Below are 15,559 nucleotides of genomic sequence, written 5' to 3' on the forward strand. Positions count from 1 at the left end.
GAGTTAGCCACCGTTGCTGGAGGCTGCGCCTCGGACGCAACGGCGGCTAACTCGCGGCCGGGCCGCTACGGCCACTGCGTGGCCGCTGCTCCCTATGGGTCGCAGGTGGGGGTGGGTTTTGTATGGGCGTGGCGGAATTGGGGAGTTCAGTCCTCCGCGCGGACTACTACGCCGTCGGAGTCGCTGTAGAGCATTTCGCCGGGGATGAAGGTGACGCCGCCGAACTCGACCGGCACATCCTGTTCGCCGCTGCCGGTTTGGGTGCTCTTGCGGGGGTTAGTGCCCAGGGCCTTCACGCCGATGTCGAGGGTGCGCAGGATCGCGGAGTCGCGGACGGCGCCGTTGACGATCACGCCGGCCCAGCCGTTGTCCACGCCGCGGCCCGCGATGATGTCGCCTACCAGGGCGGTGTGGACGCTGGCGCCGCCGTCGACCACCAGGACCCGGCCGTTGCCCGGAGTGCTCAGGGTCTGCTTGACCAGCAGGTTGTCTTGGAAGCAGCGGATCGTGGTGATCCGGCCCGCGAACTCGGCGCGCCCGCCGAACTGGATGAACTGCGTATCGCAGCTGCGGATCTGCGGGCCGATCTCGTCGGCCAGATCGGCGGTGGCCACAACATTGCCTGATTCGGTCATGACTGAGATTGTGTCAGGCCGGTCCGGTTTCGCCAGTGCGAGGCTGTCAGGCTCGGCCGTGCCGCTGCTCGTACGCGGTGCGCTGCACCTGTTCCTTGGCACGTGCGCCCGCGTCGGCCAGTTCGGGGTCGAGCCCGTGGCGCAGCAGGCGATTGCGGCGGAACACGTACGTCAGCGCGATGGTGAAGTAGATCAGCGGCAGATACAGCAACGCCGCCATCGACAGGCCCATCCACGCCGGGCCGGGCACCAGCAGGAACAGGGCCATCACCGGCAGCAACGGCACCAGGATGCGCAGCAGATAGCGGCGGGTGGCGCCGGGGCCGGTGAGGTCGCGCAGCACCCAGTCGCGCATCGACGGCGGCAGGGTCCGGCCGCAGATGTAGCCGACGCGTTCGGGGAGGTTCGGGGTGCTGCGCGCGCTCATCTCAGGACTGCTGTTCGCGGTAGTTCTTCTCGATCTCCCGAATGAGGGAATCGGTGGTGTGCTTGACGGCGATCTTCACGAACGGCTCGATGGTCTTGCCCAACACCTTGCCGGCGATACCGCCACCGACATTGAAGTCGATCAGCGCGTCGACGGTGCACGTCGCGTCACCGGTGGGAATGAACTTGAAGGTCGACACGATCTCGATGCCCTTGATCGACTTCGTGGCGATCAACCGGCCCTCCTCCCAGCCCACGACCTCGATACGCGAGGTCAGCGACGCGGGGCCCAACTTCATCTTCCCGTCGAACTTCGCGCCGACACCGTCGGTCTGCGCGGTGACCGGGGTGAAGGACTCGATGCCGTACCAGAATTTCGGCAGATTGCGGTAGTCGTTGATGAACGCGAACGCTGCTTCGGCGGGGGCGTTGCCGTTCTCAACAATCCTCACTTCGGTCATGCTCGTCACTGTAATAGGTGCCGGATGTCTGAAATAGCGCTCGACACCGAACGTGACCGAGGCGACTACGCGGTGACGGCCAGGGTTGCTGCCAGGCCGAATGCGACTGCCATGACCACGACCTCGAGGGTTGCGTTGCGTAGGGAGGTTTGGGCGGTGGTGCGGTGGGTGGTGGCTTTGTGGACCCAGGTTCGGCGCCACCACCAGCCCAGTGCGATCAGGCCGCACAGGATGGTGAGCTTTGCCAGCAGGATTCTTCCGTAGCCGGTGGTCAGCAAGGGGGTGAGGCCGCCGACGCGCACCAGGCCGTTGATCAGGCCGGTGAGTGCGACGATGGCGACCAGGGGAGCGGCGGCGGTGGAGAAGCGGGGGAGGGTGGTGGCCCAGGCGCCGCGGGTGCGCAGGGTCAGGGCCATGGCCAGTAGGAGGCCGAGCCAGCAGGCGGCGGCCAGTGCGTGCAGGGCGGCTAGGACCGAACCCAGGGTTTGTTGGGACATGTGGCCGGTGATCGGGCGTAGCGACAGGGCGACGGCGGCGAAGACCAGCACGAGGTCGGCCGACGCTATGTCGGGGCGGCGGAAGGCCATGGCCGCGTAGCAGGCGATCGCGCCGGTGCAGAACAGGATCGCGATGCCGATCTGGCCGCCGCTGAGTCGGCCGAGGAAGGTGGTGAACTCCGAGGCGGTGAGCTCTGCGACGGTCACGCCGACGATCTCGGCGGCCTCGCACAACAGCAGCGCGAACTCCGCGGCGAACCAGATGCCTGCCAGCACGGCCAGTGGGCGCCAGGCGACGGTGAGCCGGTCGTCGAGGCGGGGTAGCGCGGCCAGTCCGAGCACCACCGCGCCCGCGCCGTCGGCGGTGACCCGCGCGAACGCCACCCACGGAAAACCGTTGGTATGACGCAGAATCCACGCCGAGAACACGCCCGTGAGTGCGGCAATGACGACCGGTGCCAGGACCCGTGTAGAGCCGGATACCCGGCGACCGGTCGTCATCGAACTACTTCTTGCGACCGGAACGGCCGCCGAGCAAGGCCACCGCCAGACCCGCACCGAACAGCACCACACCGCCGACGATGAACACCCACACGGGCACACCGCCGCCACTGCCGCCCTCGGACTCATCCGCACCGGGGCGCGCACCCGGCGTACCGGTGCCCGCCTTACTCAGTGTGAAAGTCCTTGTCCCGGTGACAGAGTGACCATCAGCGGAGGTGACCCGGAACGCGATCGTGTACTCACCGACCGGCCCCAACTCACCGACTTCCACACTGACAGTTCGCCCTTCGACCTGCGCGTTGCCCTTCGACCACAGCCTGCCGTCCGGGCCGACCACGGTCAGGGTCGGAAAGGTTTGCTGCAGTTCCTCATTGAAGGTGATGCTGGCCCGCGCGGGGCCCACATCGACGGTCGACTTGTCCTCGGGAACGCTGCTCACCGCACCCGAATGCGCACTGGCCGCACCCGCCGCCGCGAACGCGCAAGCGAACAGCATGGCGAGCAAGGTCACGAGCAGGCGCGCGGGGGTACGACGTCGTGCGGAGGGGCCGAGTGTCGTGGGCTGGGGCGAACCGCTTGCGCCGCGCATCACGACGACCGCTTGGATCGGAACACCAGACCGAGGCCCAGCGCCGCGGCGAACAGGCCGAGCGCGAGACCGATACCACCGAGCCAACGCGCGACAGTGTCTGTCTCCGCAGGACTTTCGGCTGCGGCTACCTGATGATCGCTACCTTCGGCACCGCCCTTCGCGGTCAGTGTGAGTGCAGGCGCCGGGTGCTCAGGTTCGGCACCACCCGTGCTCGGCTGATCCCAAGCAACGACCTTCCCATCGCTATACGTCTGCTGCGCAGGGAAATTCACCGTCTCCTGATCAGGCAGCGGCCCGATCGAGAGCACGAACCGCTGGAACTGCCCCGGCCCGACGCCTGTGTTCCCGGGTTCGACGGTCCAGACAACGGCCACCGACTCGCCCTTGTCATTGCGCTCGACCTTCGACGTCCATCCCGGCATCGGTTCGGTCCGAACACTTTTCAGGTTCGGCACGGTGACGCGAAGTCCAGTGGTAGACGCGGTGTCGGATTCGGTGGGCACCTTGAAGGTGGCCACGGTGTACTTGCCTTTGGCAGCGCCCGGCGCGTCGACGGTCACATGCGCGGCCGCCGAACCGCAAGCGGCCACGACCAGTCCCGCCGCGAGTGCGACGGTGCCGGTGCTACGAGTAATGAAGTTGTGCAATGGATTTGCCTTGTCGTCCGAAGAGTCATGTCATCGCGAATCAAGCGAATGACGGCGGTGCGCGCGGACATCGCGCACCCTTCGCACGTGCCACGCGAACAACGCGGACAGTGGCAATCCATCGAGCAACCCGTGCCCCGATAACAGGCGAAGGCGCACCGAGCACCGCCCGAACAACGCTGGACGCAACGAGATACAGCCGCTCAGCAACGAGAATCAGTGCGGCACAGGCGAATGCAGCAACCAAGTGCGCCGCGATCATCGGCACGCTCGGCAGATGAAACCACCCGCCGTGGTGATCCAGCGTCGCCGACAACGCGAAGTGCCCAGCCCACTGTCCCGCGATCAACGCACCGGCCGTTCGCACCACCGGGTACCCGCTCATAGCCGGAACAAGCTCGCGCCATCGTCGGCCAATCTTCGGCACCGAATCATGCGCGGCCGCACCGGACTTCGTCGCGAACACTCCCGCCATCGCGGAAACCAGCAGCAGCAGAGCAACTTCCGCGGACCGCGGCACCCCACCATCACCGACCCCGTGCGCGGCGACAGCCAGCGCCCCCACGAGTACGCCGCAGCCACCACCGCGCAAGCGGGAGGACAGCTGCGGCGTGATCACAGGATCAGCGAACGCCCAGGCGGGCGAGCACGTCGTTCTCCAGCACCGTGAGCTCGGCCGAGATCGACGCGTGCACAGCCTTGCGTCGCGCGGCGGGCATCTGCTCGGCGGTCTTCACCGCGACGTTCAGATCGGCCAGTCGCGAACGGGCCGCTTCGACGAACTTCTTGGTGTCGCCGTCGGCGCCCTTGTCGGCCGCGATCTTGTCCAGCGCTTCCTCGGTATTGGTGATGCGAGCCTGCAGCCGCGCACCGTGCCCGCTGAACTCGCCCAGCTGGTCCATCCCGATGCCCAGCTGCTGCGCCTTGCGCGCGTCGAGCTGCCCGCGCACCAGCGTCGCCCCGCGGTAGGCCAGCGGCGCCAGCACCGGGATCAGCACCCGCGCGACCCCGATGTACTTGCGGATCTGGCCCGCGCTGAACAGTTCGCGCTCGGCCTTGGCCGCGGCCTTCTGTGCGGCCTTCTCCTCGGCCTGCAGGGTCGCGATCTGCGCCTTGGCCACCTTGTCGGCCGTGCGCGCCTGTGCCTTGGCGGTGCGCCGGTTCACGCGCTCGCCCGCTTTGGCGGCTTTGCGCTCGTTCTTGGCGCCCAGCTTCGCCTCCACCGCCGCTTTGTGCTTGAGCGCTTTCGCCTCAGCGCGACGGCTGGGCCGCCGCTTACGCTTGCTGAACAACCCCATGAGATCAGGCCCTCCGTCATGCTCGCCATGTCATGAGGCAGCACCGCCTCCAAGCGGCCTGCCGTTCTTCGTAGCGTAGTGGGCTCAGGGTAGCGATTGGGCAATGTGTCGGGGGGAGAGGCCATACTGCTTGCGTGCGACCAGCCGAGGACGACTTCGACGGCGAGCCGGAGCGTAGCCCGGCCCGCCCTTCCGCTGCGCCCGATCGCGGTCCCGACAGCGGGGGTTCGCGCACCGCGTTCCTGGACGCGCGCTCGCTGATCGGGTGCAGGCACCGCCTGCGGCTGGACGCGCAGCATCCCGGCGTGCTCGCGCAGGTTCGCGAGGATCCGGGCGTGCAGCAGCGTCGCGACGCCGCCACCGCCCATCGCACCAAGATCCGCGACGAACTGGTCGCCGCCGCCCCCGCCGACTGGGTGGTGATCGACCCGGAACTGCGCGGCGCCGCCAAGGCCGCCGCGACGATGGCCGCCATCGAATCCGGCGCCGCCCGCATCTGGGGCGGACTGCTGCCCCAGGAAGCCGACACCGGTCGACGCGGCGGTGTCGAGTTCCTGCTGCGCGACAACGACCGCGGCGGCTACATCCCGATCATCGTGGTCAACCACAAGGTCACCGACCCGCGCAGGCCCGACCCGGCCGATTTCCACCCGCTGACCTCGAACCTGTTCCAGTGGCAGCCCCGCCGCGACAAAACGGTGAAACTGCGCCCGCAACCCCGTGACCAGCAACGTCTTGCCCACCTGTACCGGATGCTGCAGCGGTACGGCATGGCCAGCCCCGCCCTGATCGGCGGCGCGATCGGCCTGGCAGGCGACCGCATCCTCGTGCACGACCTGACCACGGTGCTGGCCGATTACGACCAGCGGTACGCCGACCGCATCGCGGTGGTGCGCGGCGAACTGCCGACCCAGCCGTCCAAGGTGCCCGAGTGCAGGCAGTGCCCGTGGTGGGTACGTGGGGCCGACGGTGAGCCCAGTTGCGAGGCGACTTTGGCGCAGATGCGTGACGTCAGCCTGGTCGCGCCGGGTTCGCGCGCGGACGTTTTGCGCCTGCACGGCATCGAAACCGTCGACGAACTCGCCGCATGGGAAGGCGAGGACCCCGAGGACTGGCAGCACGGCCCCTTCGCCGAAACCGTCGTCACCGCCCGCGCCTGGATCGACGGTGCCCCGCTGGTGCGCCGGTTCGAGCAGGTCAGCGTGCGTCGCGCCGATGTGGAAATCGACGTCGACCTGGAGAGTTACCAGGAGGACGGCGCCTACCTGTGGGGCACCCTGCTCGACGGCGTCTACCGCCCGTTCGTCACCTGGGACCCCCTGCCCACTCCCGACGAAGGCCGCTCGTTCGGCGAGTTCTGGACCTGGCTGATGGAACGTCGCGCCGAAGCCCACGCCGCGGGCAAAACCTTTGCCGCCTACTGCTATTCACGCACCGCCGAAGACAAGTGGCTCTACGAATCGGCCCGCCGCTTCGCCGGCCGCCCCGGCATCCCCACCCACGAGGAAGTGCGCGCCTTCGTCGATTCGAAGGAATGGGTCGACATGTTCCAGGCCGTCACCGAGCAGTTCATCTGCCCGAACGGCAAGGGCCTCAAGAAGATCGCGCCCGTCGCGGGCTTCGGCTGGCGCGATCCGGAAGCGGGCGGCGAGGCGTCGATGGGCTGGTACCGCCGGGCCGTCGGCTACGACGACGACATCGACATGTCCCAGCGCACCCGCCTGTTCGTCTACAACGAAGACGACGTTCGCGCCACTCAAGTCCTGCGCGAATGGATGTCGAAGCGCGCAGTTGCCGAGGTTCCTTCACTGGCGGATTACGGACGGTAATAAAATCGGCGGCGTGACTGAGCAGAACGTCGAAACCCTCGAGTTCCAGGCCGAAACCCACCAGCTCCTCGAGCTGATGATCCACTCGGTCTACTCCAACAAAGACACCTTCCTGCGCGAGCTGATCTCGAACGCTTCCGACGCGCTGGACAAGCTCAAACTTGCCGCCTACCAGGACAAAGACCTGGGCGCCGACACAGACGACCTGCACATCGAGCTGGAGGTCGACCAGGACAAGCGCGTCCTGACCGTGCGCGACAACGGCATCGGCATGTCCCGCGCCGAAGTGATCGACCTGATCGGCACACTCGCCAAATCCGGCACCGCCGACCTGCGCCGCAAGCTCACCGAGGCCAAGTCCGACGCCGCCGCCGAGGAACTGATCGGCCAGTTCGGCATCGGTTTCTACTCCACGTTCATGGTCGCCGACAAGGTCGTCCTCACCACCCGCAAGGCCGGCGAAACCGAAGGCACCCGCTGGGAAGCCGCCGCGGGCAGCTCCACCTACTCCATCGACACCGTGCCCGACGCCCCCCAGGGCACCACGGTGACCCTCGAACTCAAGCCCGCCGACGAAGACGACCACCTGTTCGATTACACGCAGGAATGGAAACTGCGCGAGATCGTACGCAAGTACTCCGACTTCATCGCCTGGCCGATCCGCATGCAGGTCGAGCGCACGGTGACCGAGGGCGAGGGCGAGGACAAGGTCGAGAAGATCCTGGTCGAAGACCAGATCCTCAACTCGCAGAAGGCATTGTGGACGCGGCCCCGGAGCGAGGTGAGCGACGAGGAATACAAGGAGTTCTACCACCACGTCTCGCACGCCTGGGACGAGCCGCTCGAGATCATCCCGATGAAGGCCGAAGGCACCTTCGAATACCAAGCGCTGCTGTTCATTCCGTCGATCGCGCCGTTCGACCTGTTCACCCGCGAGCACAAGCGCGGCGTGCAGCTGTACGTGCGTCGGGTGTTCATCATGGACAACTGCGAAGAACTCATGCCGGAGTACCTGCGGTTCGTCAAGGGAGTCGTTGACGCCCAAGACCTTTCGCTCAACGTCTCCCGCGAGATCCTGCAGCAGGACCGGCAGATCCAGATGATCCGCAAGCGCCTGGTCAAGAAGGTGCTGTCCACGATCAAGGACATGCAGTCCGCCGAGGATCAGACCAAGTACCAGACGTTCTGGTCGCAGTTCGGTCGAGTCCTCAAGGAGGGCTTGCTGTCTGACACCGACAACCGCGAAACCCTGCTCACCGTCTCGTCTTTCGCGTCCACCCACTCCGAATCCGAGCTCACCACGCTCGCGCAGTACGTGGAGCGGATGAAGGACGGCCAGGACTCGATCTACTACATGACCGGCGAAAGCCGTGCGCAGGTGGAGAATTCGCCGCACCTGGAAGCCTTCACGGCCAAGGGGCTCGAGGTCCTGATCCTCACCGACCCCGTCGACGAGATGTGGGTCGGCTCGGTTCCCGAGTTCAAGGGCAAGCCGTTCCAGTCCATCGCCAAGGGCGAGGTCGACCTGGAAACCGAGGACGAGAAGAAGGAAACCGAAGCCCTGCGCGAACAGCAGGACAAGGACTTCGGCGACCTGCTCACCTGGCTGGGCAGCACGCTGGGTGAGGTGGCCAAAGAGGTCCGCCTCACCAACCGCCTCACCAGTTCCCCCGCCTGCCTGGTCGGCGACGTCTACGACTTCACCCCCATGCTCGAACGCATGTACCGAGCGTCGGGCCAGGCCCTGCCCGAGTCCAAGCGAATCCTGGAACTCAACCCCACCCACCCCCTGGTCACCGGCCTGCGCGACGCCTACGACGCCCGCAAGTCCGACGCCGAAGCAGGCAAGGTCCCCGAACTCGCCGAAACCGCCGAACTGCTCTACGGCACAGCGGTTCTCGCCGAGGGCGGCGAACTCAAGGACCCGGCGCGGTTCGCTCAGTTGCTCACCGAAAGGCTCACCCGCACGGTCTGAGCCTGGTTCTTGGAAACTGCCCGCTGCCCACTTCCGGCAGCGGGCAGTTTTGTTCACCAGCAATTCTGGTGCTGACAGGCCTGAGCAGGTCCACCATTGAGTAATGGTGGGGCACAACATCCGTCGAGCAAGACCCGACGACTACGACCGAATCATCGCCGTCGTCGACAACTGGTGGGGCCGAGCAGCCGTCCACAACCTCCCCCGAATGTTCCTCGACCACTTCCACCGAACCAGCCTGATCGCCACCGACAACGACGAACTCACCGGCTTCCTCATAGGTTTCGGCTCCCCCTCGGACCCCCGCACCGCCTACATCCACTTCGTAGCCGTCCGCCCCGAAACCCGAAAATCCGGCCTGGGCCGCACCCTCTACGAAGCCTTCTTCACCCTCGCCCGCTCCGACAACCGCACCACAGTCACCGCCATAACCTCCCCCACCAACTACACCTCGATAGACTTCCACCGCAGCCTGGGCTTCACCGTCACCGGCCCCATCCCCAACTACAACGGCCCAGGCAGATCCCTCATAACCTTCACCCGCCCGGTCTGACCTCGCTAATCGGTCTCCTTCGGGTGAGCGGTCATGCAACGCTCGAGCAGAACCCGCCCAGCCGTCCGGCTCCCTTTGGGTGCAGGCTCGACGAAATACCACAGGCGGCCACCATCAGTGATCTTGTACTGAAATCGCTCGTAGGTGGTGCCCGCGTACGAGCCGTACCGAAGTTCACCTTTGAGCGGGTACAGTCGCGCCGAGATCTCCTGCGGATTCGTCGTGAGTCGCTCCCAGGCGTCGACCGTCGCGTTCCGCGCGACTGCCAGACAGTCGATCCAGCCCTTCTGCGCTTCACTGGAGATGAACACGATCTCGTATTCGGTGCGCTTCAGTGGTCGAGGTACATCCGACTTCTTGCTCACCTGTGCGCCTCCGGTGCCGGGACGGGCTCGGGGGTTTCCAGGTAATGCAGATCTGACCCATCCACGCTGATTTGCGGATCGGCGTAGGCGCGTGCCGTTTCCTTCCAGGCTTCGAGCATGGTGGCGAGCCGGTCGACGCGACCGACGGCCAGCCCACCACGAGCCAAGCTGAGAAACTCGCCCATGAACTCGACGCGAGAGGCTTCAGGCAGCAATTCGATCCACGGGAAGACCAGCGCGAGCCGGTCGACCATGCGGTCGAGCATCTCGTCATCGAGCGTGACGGCGAGCAACTGCATGATCGCCGACAAGGTGTCGTTGCTCGCGGCAGAGGCATCAGCGCTGGACAGGCGCACGGAGGGTGCCGACCGACGAACGAGGATGACCTCCCCGTTCGCCTCCATCTCTTCGACGACCCGATTCGGGTCGCGTAGGAAGTCGGACCATTTCGCCGTCACACTCATGCGGCAACAATATCAGAACTAGTTCTGAATTCGGATAGGATGTGTGCATGCCATTGGTGGGCAAGGTTGTGTTTGTCGAGGAGGCGGATCTTGCCGCCATCAAGGCGGCTGCTGATTCGCGCGCCGACGAGGTTGAGATCATTCGTGAGGCGATCCATCTGGCAGCCGTGCGAGTGCGTCGGCGAAAGGCGAACGGCGCCATGCTCGGTGAGCAAGGCGCCGTTCGAGAAGACGATCTCTAGCGCGGGGCCATGCGTAGGGCGCCGTCCATGCGGATGGTTTCGCCGTTGAGGTAGTCGTGGGCGGCGATGTATTCCACCAGCTGGGCGTATTCGTCGGGGCGGCCCAGGCGGGAGGGGAAGGGGACGCCGGCTTCCAGGCCTGCGCGGTATTCGGGGGTGACGCCGGCGAGCATGGGGGTGTCGATGATGCCGGGGGCGATCGTGTTGACGCGGATGCCGAACTGGGCGAGGTCGCGGGCGGCGGGGACGGTCATGCCGTGGACGCCGCCCTTGGACGCGGAGTAGGCGATCTGGCCGATCTGGCCTTCGAAGGCCGCGACCGAGGCGGTGTTGATGACCACGCCGCGCGAGCCGTACTCGTCGACCGGTTCGGTCTTGGCGATGGCGTCGGCGGCCAGGCGCATCACGTTGAACGTGCCCAGCAGGTTCACGGTGATGACGGTGCGGAACAGCTCGAGGTCGTGCGGGCCGTTCTTGGACAGGATGCGTCCGGCCCAGCCGACACCGGCACAGTTGACCACGATGCGCAGCGGCGCGGGGCCCTCGGTGACCTGGGCGATCGCGGCGGCAACCTCGTCGCCACTGGTCACGTCGGCCGCGATCAGGGTGACACCGGCGGGGACGTTGTCGCCCGCACGCTCGATGGACGCCGGAACATCCAGCCCGAACACGGTCGCACCCGCATCAGCGAGACGCTTGGCGGTAGCGGCACCGAGGCCGGAAGCGCCCCCGGTGACAATGGCTGCGGAACCCGAAATCTCCACGAACGGTCCAATCTGTAGGTGAGGCGGCTTATTGCGCCGCTTGCCAATAAGGGCACCTTAGCGCGTGCGGGGTGTGGTCTGGAACACCCATTCCGGGTGGGGTTCAAATCACCGTGAACACCGGTGTTTACCGGTGGTAGCGTGCCGTCATGAGATCGTTCGCCGGTCGAACCGTGGCCGGACGTAAGGTCCTGATCACCGGGGCCGCACGCGGGATCGGGGCCGCGCTGGCTCGGCGGTTGGCCGCGAGCGGGGCGCACGTCGCGCTGCTCGGGCTGGAACCGGAACTGCTCGCCGAGGTTGCCGCGGAATGCGGTGGGGTGCCGTGGCGGTATTGCGATGTGGCCGATCGGGCGCAGGTCGACCGGGTGGTCGAGGCGCTGGTGGCGGAGCTGGGTGGGCTCGATGTGCTGGTGGCCAATGCCGGCATCGCCAAGCAGATGGCGATGATCGGCGGGGACATCTCGGTGCTGGAGGAAACCCTGGCGGTCAATGTGCTCGGCGTGGCCTATGTGGTGTCCGCGGCCGGCGCGCATCTTTCGCACCCGCGCGGGTATGTGCTGATGATGTCGTCGATTTCCACCTCGGTCCAGCTGCCGCTCGGCGGTGCGTACAGCGCGTCGGCGGCGGCGGTCGCGTCGCTGGGCGCCACCTTGCGCACGGAATTGCGGTCCACCGGCGCGAAGGTGGGTGTCACCTATTTCGCCGGGATCGACACCGAGATGACCGTGCGCGGTTTCGGTACCGCGGCCGCGCGCACGGTGCTGGGGGAGACCTCGCTGACCGGGAACTCGCCGATCGGACCCGCGGTCGAAGCGATGGAACGGGCGATCGCGCGACGACGCAAGACCGTTGTCTCGCCGTGGTGGGTAGCGTTGGTCCGACCGTTCCGGTTGCTGGCCCAACTGGTCGTGCAACGAGTGCAGGGCGACCGCCTGGCCCGCGCCGTCGAGATCGCCCGCGTCGAAGACGTCCCGTTCACCACCGAACAACCCGCCCGACCCCGCAAAATGGAACGTCAGTCCTGACCGTGAACCCCCCGTGGCGTCAGCCGCAAGAGTTACGGAGTCACCATCGTGAGCGAATCACTGCGCCAGCTTCCCCGTGGACGGCACCACCTGTCGCGCGAAGAAGTGGTGGCTTCCCAGCGTGAACGCATTCTGATCGCGCTGGGCGAGGCGATGACCGTGGGCGGTTACGTCGGCACCCCGGTCGCGGCCGTGCTCAAGCGAGCCGGGGTTTCACGGGAAACTTTTTACGAGCTGTTCCGGTCGAAAGAGGACTGTTTCAACGCGGCCTTCGACCGGGTGTCCCAGTCACTGGCCGAGAAGCTGCAGGCCGTGATCGCTGAGTGTGCCGACACCGACGCGCTGACCAGAATGGACCGCATCCTCACCGCCTACTTCGACCACATGATCGACGACCCCGCCTCCGCGCGCCTGTTCCTGGTGGAGGTCTACGCGGTGGGCCCGTCGGCGATCGAAGCGCGAATGGCCTTGCAACACCGTTTCGTGGCGGTGGTCGCGGCGATGCTCGGCGCGGAGACCGAGGAACAGCAGTTCGCGTGCGCGACCCTGGCCGCCGCGATCGGCGCCATCGTCACCGGCCGGATCGCCGCCGACGACCCGGAAAGTCTGCGCGGCATCAAGGACCAATTGATCGCGTTGGCCGCGCGCTCGGGCACGCTCTACGGCAACGCTTTCGCCTGATCTCTCAGCTCGCGATCTGGGCGAGCTCCCGGTCGTGCGCGGCAGGCTTGCCACCCCGACGCCACACCACGACCCCCGCCATCGCGGGCGCGATCAGAGCCAGCCCCGCCGAACCCCAACCACCCAGCCCGGGCACGAACGCGTCGAGCACAGTCTTCGCCGCGAAGAACAGAAACAGCAGACCCGAAGCGATAGCGATCCCACGCTCGGGCAAATGCTTGCCCGCCAGCTTGCCGACCGCGATCGCGAGCCCGCCCGCGGCGACCATGCCCAACACCGAGCCGATCCACACCGCCAACCAGCTGTTGTGCGAGGCCAGGGCGGCGGCGGCGAACATGGTGCGGTCGCCGAGTTCGGCGAGGGTGAACGCGGAGATGACCACGAGCAGGGCATTGCGCGCACTGGGCGCGAGCGGCGCGTCGTCGACGTCATCGGTGCTGGTCAACGCGTCGCGCAAGGTCCACAGGCCGACCACGAGCAGGGTGAGTGCGGTGATCACGGCGATGACGTTCGCGGGAAGTGCGGTGCCGAGGAAATGGCCGACGCCCGCGGCGATGAGGTTCACGGCAACACTGGCGACGCTGATGCCCGCCAACACCACCCACCAGCGGTAGCGCAGCGAGAAGGTCAGGGCCATGAGTTGCGATTTGTCGCCCAGTTCGGCGAGGAAAATGACGCCGAAACTCAGCGCGATGGTGGCGATCATGGATTCAGCTCCCAGGGAAATACTCCGGCCTGCGGCTGAGACGGGTGCCTTCAGCCACACCGGTCAACGGATCGGTTGTGTGGCCGAAGGTCTCGCCCACCGGTGGTGACCGGTTCGCGCAGCCGGACCGCGCCTGAGGCGGCGATCAGTATGTCGACTGTGCGATTGCGGGCTACTCCCCTTCGCTGTTGACCACTGTAGTCCGGTTGCTCCGCGTATGCCAACCTCGAGTAAGCCAAATCTCAATGGACACAAGAAGTTTGGGTACGCGGCGGCGATAGTTAGGTTTCCCTGATTCGGACATCACGCAAGCCCTTTGCCGGCCGTTCGCTGAGCCGGCGAACCGTGAAAGTTTCAGGCCGCGAGCAGCATTGCGAGCACGGCCGTGTCGGGATCGCTGATCAAATCCATCCCCACCCGACTCACCAACGACGTAATCGTGCCGTCGAGTTCGGCCTCGGCCCACGCCGCACGATGCTCCAAACCCAGATGCGGCACACCGGGCAACAGCACACAACCCGACGCCGCCCCCGCGCATTCGGGCAGCGACGGCCGAGTCTCCGACGGCGGATGCAGCATCAGCAACGCCGGCGGCACATGCGCGGCGAACCGACCTGGTTCGATCGCCTCCGCCCCCAGTACCGGCCCCTCCGCCATCACCAGCCCGACCGTGCCCGGTTCGGGATCGTCGGGCAGCTCCTCGCGCACCCCGAACACCGTGCTGGTCACCAGCAACCCTGGCATCGACGCCACCCGCACCGCCAACACCAACACCTGCGCCCACTCCTTGGTGGTATCGGGCCACCGCCCCGAAACCACGAACCCCCGCAACTGACCCCGCGCCTGAAACGGCGTGATCCCGATCGGACCCTGCGTGTTCATGATGGCCTCCCGACTAACGGGGGCGACTGTGCCCGTATACACAGGAAAGCCCTATACCCATCTGGCACACAAGTACCAACGAGTGCCAGAACGGGCAATCTACGCAAAAAGACCCCCCAGTTTCCTGGGAGGTCTTTCGCGCAACGCCTGATTTCGCGAGGACATGGGTAACTCGTCGGGCACGCCCAGAAGCCTGGGGCACCCGACCGCCGGTCCGGTTACGAACCTGCGGCGCTACCTACGACCGGCAAAATACCCGGAGAGGCGGATCAGAAGATCAGGCCCTTGCCCTGCGTCACGGCGCGGGAGAAGCGGTCCTGCACGTCAGCCCAGTTGACGACGTTCCAGAACGCGGTCACGTAATCGGCCTTGACGTTCTTGTACTGCAGGTAGAAGGCGTGCTCCCACATGTCGACCTGCAGCAGCGGGATGATGCCGGTGGGCACGTTGGCCTGCTGGTCGTACAGCTGGAAGGTCAGCAGCTTCTGGCCCAGGGTGTCGTACCCGAGCACGGCCCAGCCGGAGCCCTGCAGGCCGTTGGCGGCAGCGGTGAACTGCGCGCGGAACTTGTCGAACGAGCCGAACTGGTCGGCGATGGCCGCGGCCAGGTCGCCTTCCGGTGCGTCGCCGCCGTTGGGGGACAGGTTCTTCCACCAGACGGAGTGGTTGTAGTGGCCACCGAGGTGGAAGGCCAGGTTCTTCTCGAGCAGCAGGATGCTGGCCAGATCGCCGGACTCACGGGCTTCCTCGAGCTGCTCGAGGGCCTTGTTGGCGCCTGCGACGTAGGCCGCGTGGTGCTTGGTGTAGTGGATCTCGTTGATCTCACCGGAGATGTAAGGCTCCAGTGCGCCGAAGTCGTAATCGAGTTCCGGCAGCGTGTAGACGGCCACGATGTCCCTTTCCGTATGTCGGGCTGTGTGCGCCCAGTTCGGACGACAACACCAACCATCATTCGTACACCCGCACCGTGCAACCCGCGACCAGTGCCCCCGATTCCCCGACGGCCTGAG

General features: G+C 66.3%; 20 protein-coding genes. 6 read left to right on the forward strand and 14 right to left on the reverse strand.

The genetic code is table 11. From position 1 onward, the window contains the following. Nucleotides 1-146: 146 nt before the first annotated feature. The 8 genes from rraA to ACFWU5_RS14885 all read right to left on the reverse strand — a co-directional run bounded on the left by rraA (nt 147) and on the right by ACFWU5_RS14885 (nt 5,060). Nucleotides 147-635, reverse strand: a complete 489-nt coding sequence (gene rraA, locus ACFWU5_RS14850) for a ribonuclease E activity regulator RraA (protein ID WP_379245186.1) — start codon at nt 633-635, stop codon at nt 147-149. 46 nt (nt 636-681) lie between these two features. After that, a complete protein-coding gene (locus ACFWU5_RS14855; protein WP_379267534.1) occupies nt 682-1,062 on the reverse strand; it encodes a DUF5313 family protein in 381 nt (126 codons plus the stop codon). A gap of 1 nt (nt 1,063) precedes the next feature. Beyond that, nucleotides 1,064-1,522 (reverse strand): SRPBCC family protein, encoded by a 459-nt coding sequence (locus ACFWU5_RS14860; RefSeq protein WP_379245182.1) that lies wholly within the window; start codon nt 1,520-1,522, stop codon nt 1,064-1,066. Between the two features lie 65 nt (nt 1,523-1,587). After that, on the reverse strand, nt 1,588-2,520 hold the full coding sequence (locus ACFWU5_RS14865; protein ID WP_379267535.1) for a copper resistance D family protein: 933 nt from the start codon (nt 2,518-2,520) through the stop codon (nt 1,588-1,590). A gap of 4 nt (nt 2,521-2,524) precedes the next feature. Then, nucleotides 2,525-3,019: a copper resistance CopC family protein gene (locus ACFWU5_RS14870; RefSeq protein WP_379267536.1), complete on the reverse strand. Its 495-nt coding sequence runs from the start codon at nt 3,017-3,019 to the stop codon at nt 2,525-2,527. A gap of 92 nt (nt 3,020-3,111) precedes the next feature. Continuing rightward, entirely contained in the window at nt 3,112-3,762 is a 651-nt protein-coding gene (locus ACFWU5_RS14875; RefSeq protein ID WP_379267537.1) for a YcnI family protein, read from the reverse strand. A 40-nt stretch (nt 3,763-3,802) separates the two neighbouring features. Then, on the reverse strand, nt 3,803-4,381 hold the full coding sequence (locus ACFWU5_RS14880; protein WP_379267538.1) for a hypothetical protein: 579 nt from the start codon (nt 4,379-4,381) through the stop codon (nt 3,803-3,805). Between the two features lie 4 nt (nt 4,382-4,385). After that, nucleotides 4,386-5,060: a DUF6474 family protein gene (locus tag ACFWU5_RS14885; protein WP_379245174.1), complete on the reverse strand. Its 675-nt coding sequence runs from the start codon at nt 5,058-5,060 to the stop codon at nt 4,386-4,388. A 242-nt stretch (nt 5,061-5,302) separates the two neighbouring features. Between ACFWU5_RS14885 and ACFWU5_RS14890 the strand changes: the two genes are divergently transcribed. The 3 genes from ACFWU5_RS14890 to ACFWU5_RS14900 all read left to right on the forward strand — a co-directional run bounded on the left by ACFWU5_RS14890 (nt 5,303) and on the right by ACFWU5_RS14900 (nt 9,417). Then, nucleotides 5,303-6,889 carry a TM0106 family RecB-like putative nuclease gene (locus tag ACFWU5_RS14890; RefSeq protein ID WP_379267619.1) on the forward strand — a complete coding sequence of 529 codons (1,587 nt, stop codon included), beginning with the start codon at nt 5,303-5,305 and terminating at the stop codon, nt 6,887-6,889. A gap of 76 nt (nt 6,890-6,965) precedes the next feature. Next, the gene (gene htpG / locus ACFWU5_RS14895; RefSeq protein WP_379267620.1) at nt 6,966-8,864 is read left to right on the forward strand and encodes a molecular chaperone HtpG; all 1,899 of its coding nucleotides are present in this window, start codon (nt 6,966-6,968) and stop codon (nt 8,862-8,864) included. A 103-nt stretch (nt 8,865-8,967) separates the two neighbouring features. Then, nucleotides 8,968-9,417: a GNAT family N-acetyltransferase gene (locus ACFWU5_RS14900; protein ID WP_379267539.1), complete on the forward strand. Its 450-nt coding sequence runs from the start codon at nt 8,968-8,970 to the stop codon at nt 9,415-9,417. A 5-nt stretch (nt 9,418-9,422) separates the two neighbouring features. Here ACFWU5_RS14900 and ACFWU5_RS14905 read toward each other — a convergent pair whose 3' ends face one another. Continuing rightward, nucleotides 9,423-9,782 (reverse strand): hypothetical protein, encoded by a 360-nt coding sequence (locus ACFWU5_RS14905; RefSeq protein ID WP_379267540.1) that lies wholly within the window; start codon nt 9,780-9,782, stop codon nt 9,423-9,425. After that, a complete protein-coding gene (locus ACFWU5_RS14910; RefSeq protein ID WP_379267541.1) occupies nt 9,779-10,246 on the reverse strand; it encodes a hypothetical protein in 468 nt (155 codons plus the stop codon). The genes ACFWU5_RS14905 and ACFWU5_RS14910 overlap by 4 nt, the downstream gene beginning before the upstream one ends. 47 nt (nt 10,247-10,293) lie before the next feature. Between ACFWU5_RS14910 and ACFWU5_RS14915 the strand changes: the two genes are divergently transcribed. Further along, nucleotides 10,294-10,488 carry a hypothetical protein gene (locus ACFWU5_RS14915; protein ID WP_379267542.1) on the forward strand — a complete coding sequence of 65 codons (195 nt, stop codon included), beginning with the start codon at nt 10,294-10,296 and terminating at the stop codon, nt 10,486-10,488. On the opposite strand, the gene ACFWU5_RS14920 is transcribed toward ACFWU5_RS14915, so the two are convergent. Next, nucleotides 10,485-11,252 carry an SDR family NAD(P)-dependent oxidoreductase gene (locus tag ACFWU5_RS14920; RefSeq protein WP_379267543.1) on the reverse strand — a complete coding sequence of 256 codons (768 nt, stop codon included), beginning with the start codon at nt 11,250-11,252 and terminating at the stop codon, nt 10,485-10,487. The two genes, ACFWU5_RS14915 and ACFWU5_RS14920, sit on opposite strands and share 4 nt — an antisense overlap. A 149-nt stretch (nt 11,253-11,401) precedes the next feature. Between ACFWU5_RS14920 and ACFWU5_RS14925 the strand changes: the two genes are divergently transcribed. Then, nucleotides 11,402-12,280 carry an SDR family NAD(P)-dependent oxidoreductase gene (locus ACFWU5_RS14925; RefSeq protein WP_379245164.1) on the forward strand — a complete coding sequence of 293 codons (879 nt, stop codon included), beginning with the start codon at nt 11,402-11,404 and terminating at the stop codon, nt 12,278-12,280. 48 nt (nt 12,281-12,328) lie between these two features. Further along, a complete protein-coding gene (locus ACFWU5_RS14930; protein ID WP_379245162.1) occupies nt 12,329-12,961 on the forward strand; it encodes a TetR/AcrR family transcriptional regulator in 633 nt (210 codons plus the stop codon). A 4-nt stretch (nt 12,962-12,965) separates the two neighbouring features. On the opposite strand, the gene ACFWU5_RS14935 is transcribed toward ACFWU5_RS14930, so the two are convergent. The 3 genes from ACFWU5_RS14935 to ACFWU5_RS14945 form a co-directional block, all read right to left on the reverse strand. Then, nucleotides 12,966-13,667 (reverse strand): TMEM165/GDT1 family protein, encoded by a 702-nt coding sequence (locus ACFWU5_RS14935; protein ID WP_379245160.1) that lies wholly within the window; start codon nt 13,665-13,667, stop codon nt 12,966-12,968. A gap of 354 nt (nt 13,668-14,021) precedes the next feature. Continuing rightward, nucleotides 14,022-14,549, reverse strand: coding sequence for a peptidase (locus ACFWU5_RS14940; RefSeq protein ID WP_379245158.1), 528 nt, complete (start codon nt 14,547-14,549; stop codon nt 14,022-14,024). A 269-nt stretch (nt 14,550-14,818) separates the two neighbouring features. Then, a complete protein-coding gene (locus tag ACFWU5_RS14945; RefSeq protein ID WP_379245156.1) occupies nt 14,819-15,439 on the reverse strand; it encodes a superoxide dismutase in 621 nt (206 codons plus the stop codon). Nucleotides 15,440-15,559: the final 120 nt, after the last annotated feature.

It is taken from the genome of Nocardia sp. NPDC058640, assembly GCF_042716995.1.
Classification (GTDB): Bacteria; Actinomycetota; Actinomycetes; order Mycobacteriales; family Mycobacteriaceae; genus Nocardia.

Bases quoted from the DNA above. Each gene is read 5' to 3' on its own strand.
- rraA (WP_379245186.1), bottom strand. From the start codon at position 635: ATGACCGAATCAGGCAATGTTGTGGCCACCGCCGATCTGGCCGACGAG.
- ACFWU5_RS14915 (WP_379267542.1), top strand. From the start codon at position 10,294: ATGCCATTGGTGGGCAAGGTTGTGTTTGTCGAGGAGGCGGATCTTGCC.
- ACFWU5_RS14885 (WP_379245174.1), bottom strand. From the start codon at position 5,060: ATGGGGTTGTTCAGCAAGCGTAAGCGGCGGCCCAGCCGTCGCGCTGAG.
- ACFWU5_RS14855 (WP_379267534.1), bottom strand. From the start codon at position 1,062: ATGAGCGCGCGCAGCACCCCGAACCTCCCCGAACGCGTCGGCTACATC.
- ACFWU5_RS14860 (WP_379245182.1), bottom strand. From the start codon at position 1,522: ATGACCGAAGTGAGGATTGTTGAGAACGGCAACGCCCCCGCCGAAGCA.
- ACFWU5_RS14910 (WP_379267541.1), bottom strand. From the start codon at position 10,246: ATGAGTGTGACGGCGAAATGGTCCGACTTCCTACGCGACCCGAATCGG.
- htpG (WP_379267620.1), top strand. From the start codon at position 6,966: ATGATCCACTCGGTCTACTCCAACAAAGACACCTTCCTGCGCGAGCTG.
- ACFWU5_RS14870 (WP_379267536.1), bottom strand. From the start codon at position 3,019: ATGCTGTTCGCTTGCGCGTTCGCGGCGGCGGGTGCGGCCAGTGCGCAT.
- ACFWU5_RS14900 (WP_379267539.1), top strand. From the start codon at position 8,968: ATGGTGGGGCACAACATCCGTCGAGCAAGACCCGACGACTACGACCGA.
- ACFWU5_RS14925 (WP_379245164.1), top strand. From the start codon at position 11,402: ATGAGATCGTTCGCCGGTCGAACCGTGGCCGGACGTAAGGTCCTGATC.
- ACFWU5_RS14940 (WP_379245158.1), bottom strand. From the start codon at position 14,549: ATGAACACGCAGGGTCCGATCGGGATCACGCCGTTTCAGGCGCGGGGT.
- ACFWU5_RS14865 (WP_379267535.1), bottom strand. From the start codon at position 2,520: ATGACGACCGGTCGCCGGGTATCCGGCTCTACACGGGTCCTGGCACCG.
- ACFWU5_RS14935 (WP_379245160.1), bottom strand. From the start codon at position 13,667: ATGATCGCCACCATCGCGCTGAGTTTCGGCGTCATTTTCCTCGCCGAA.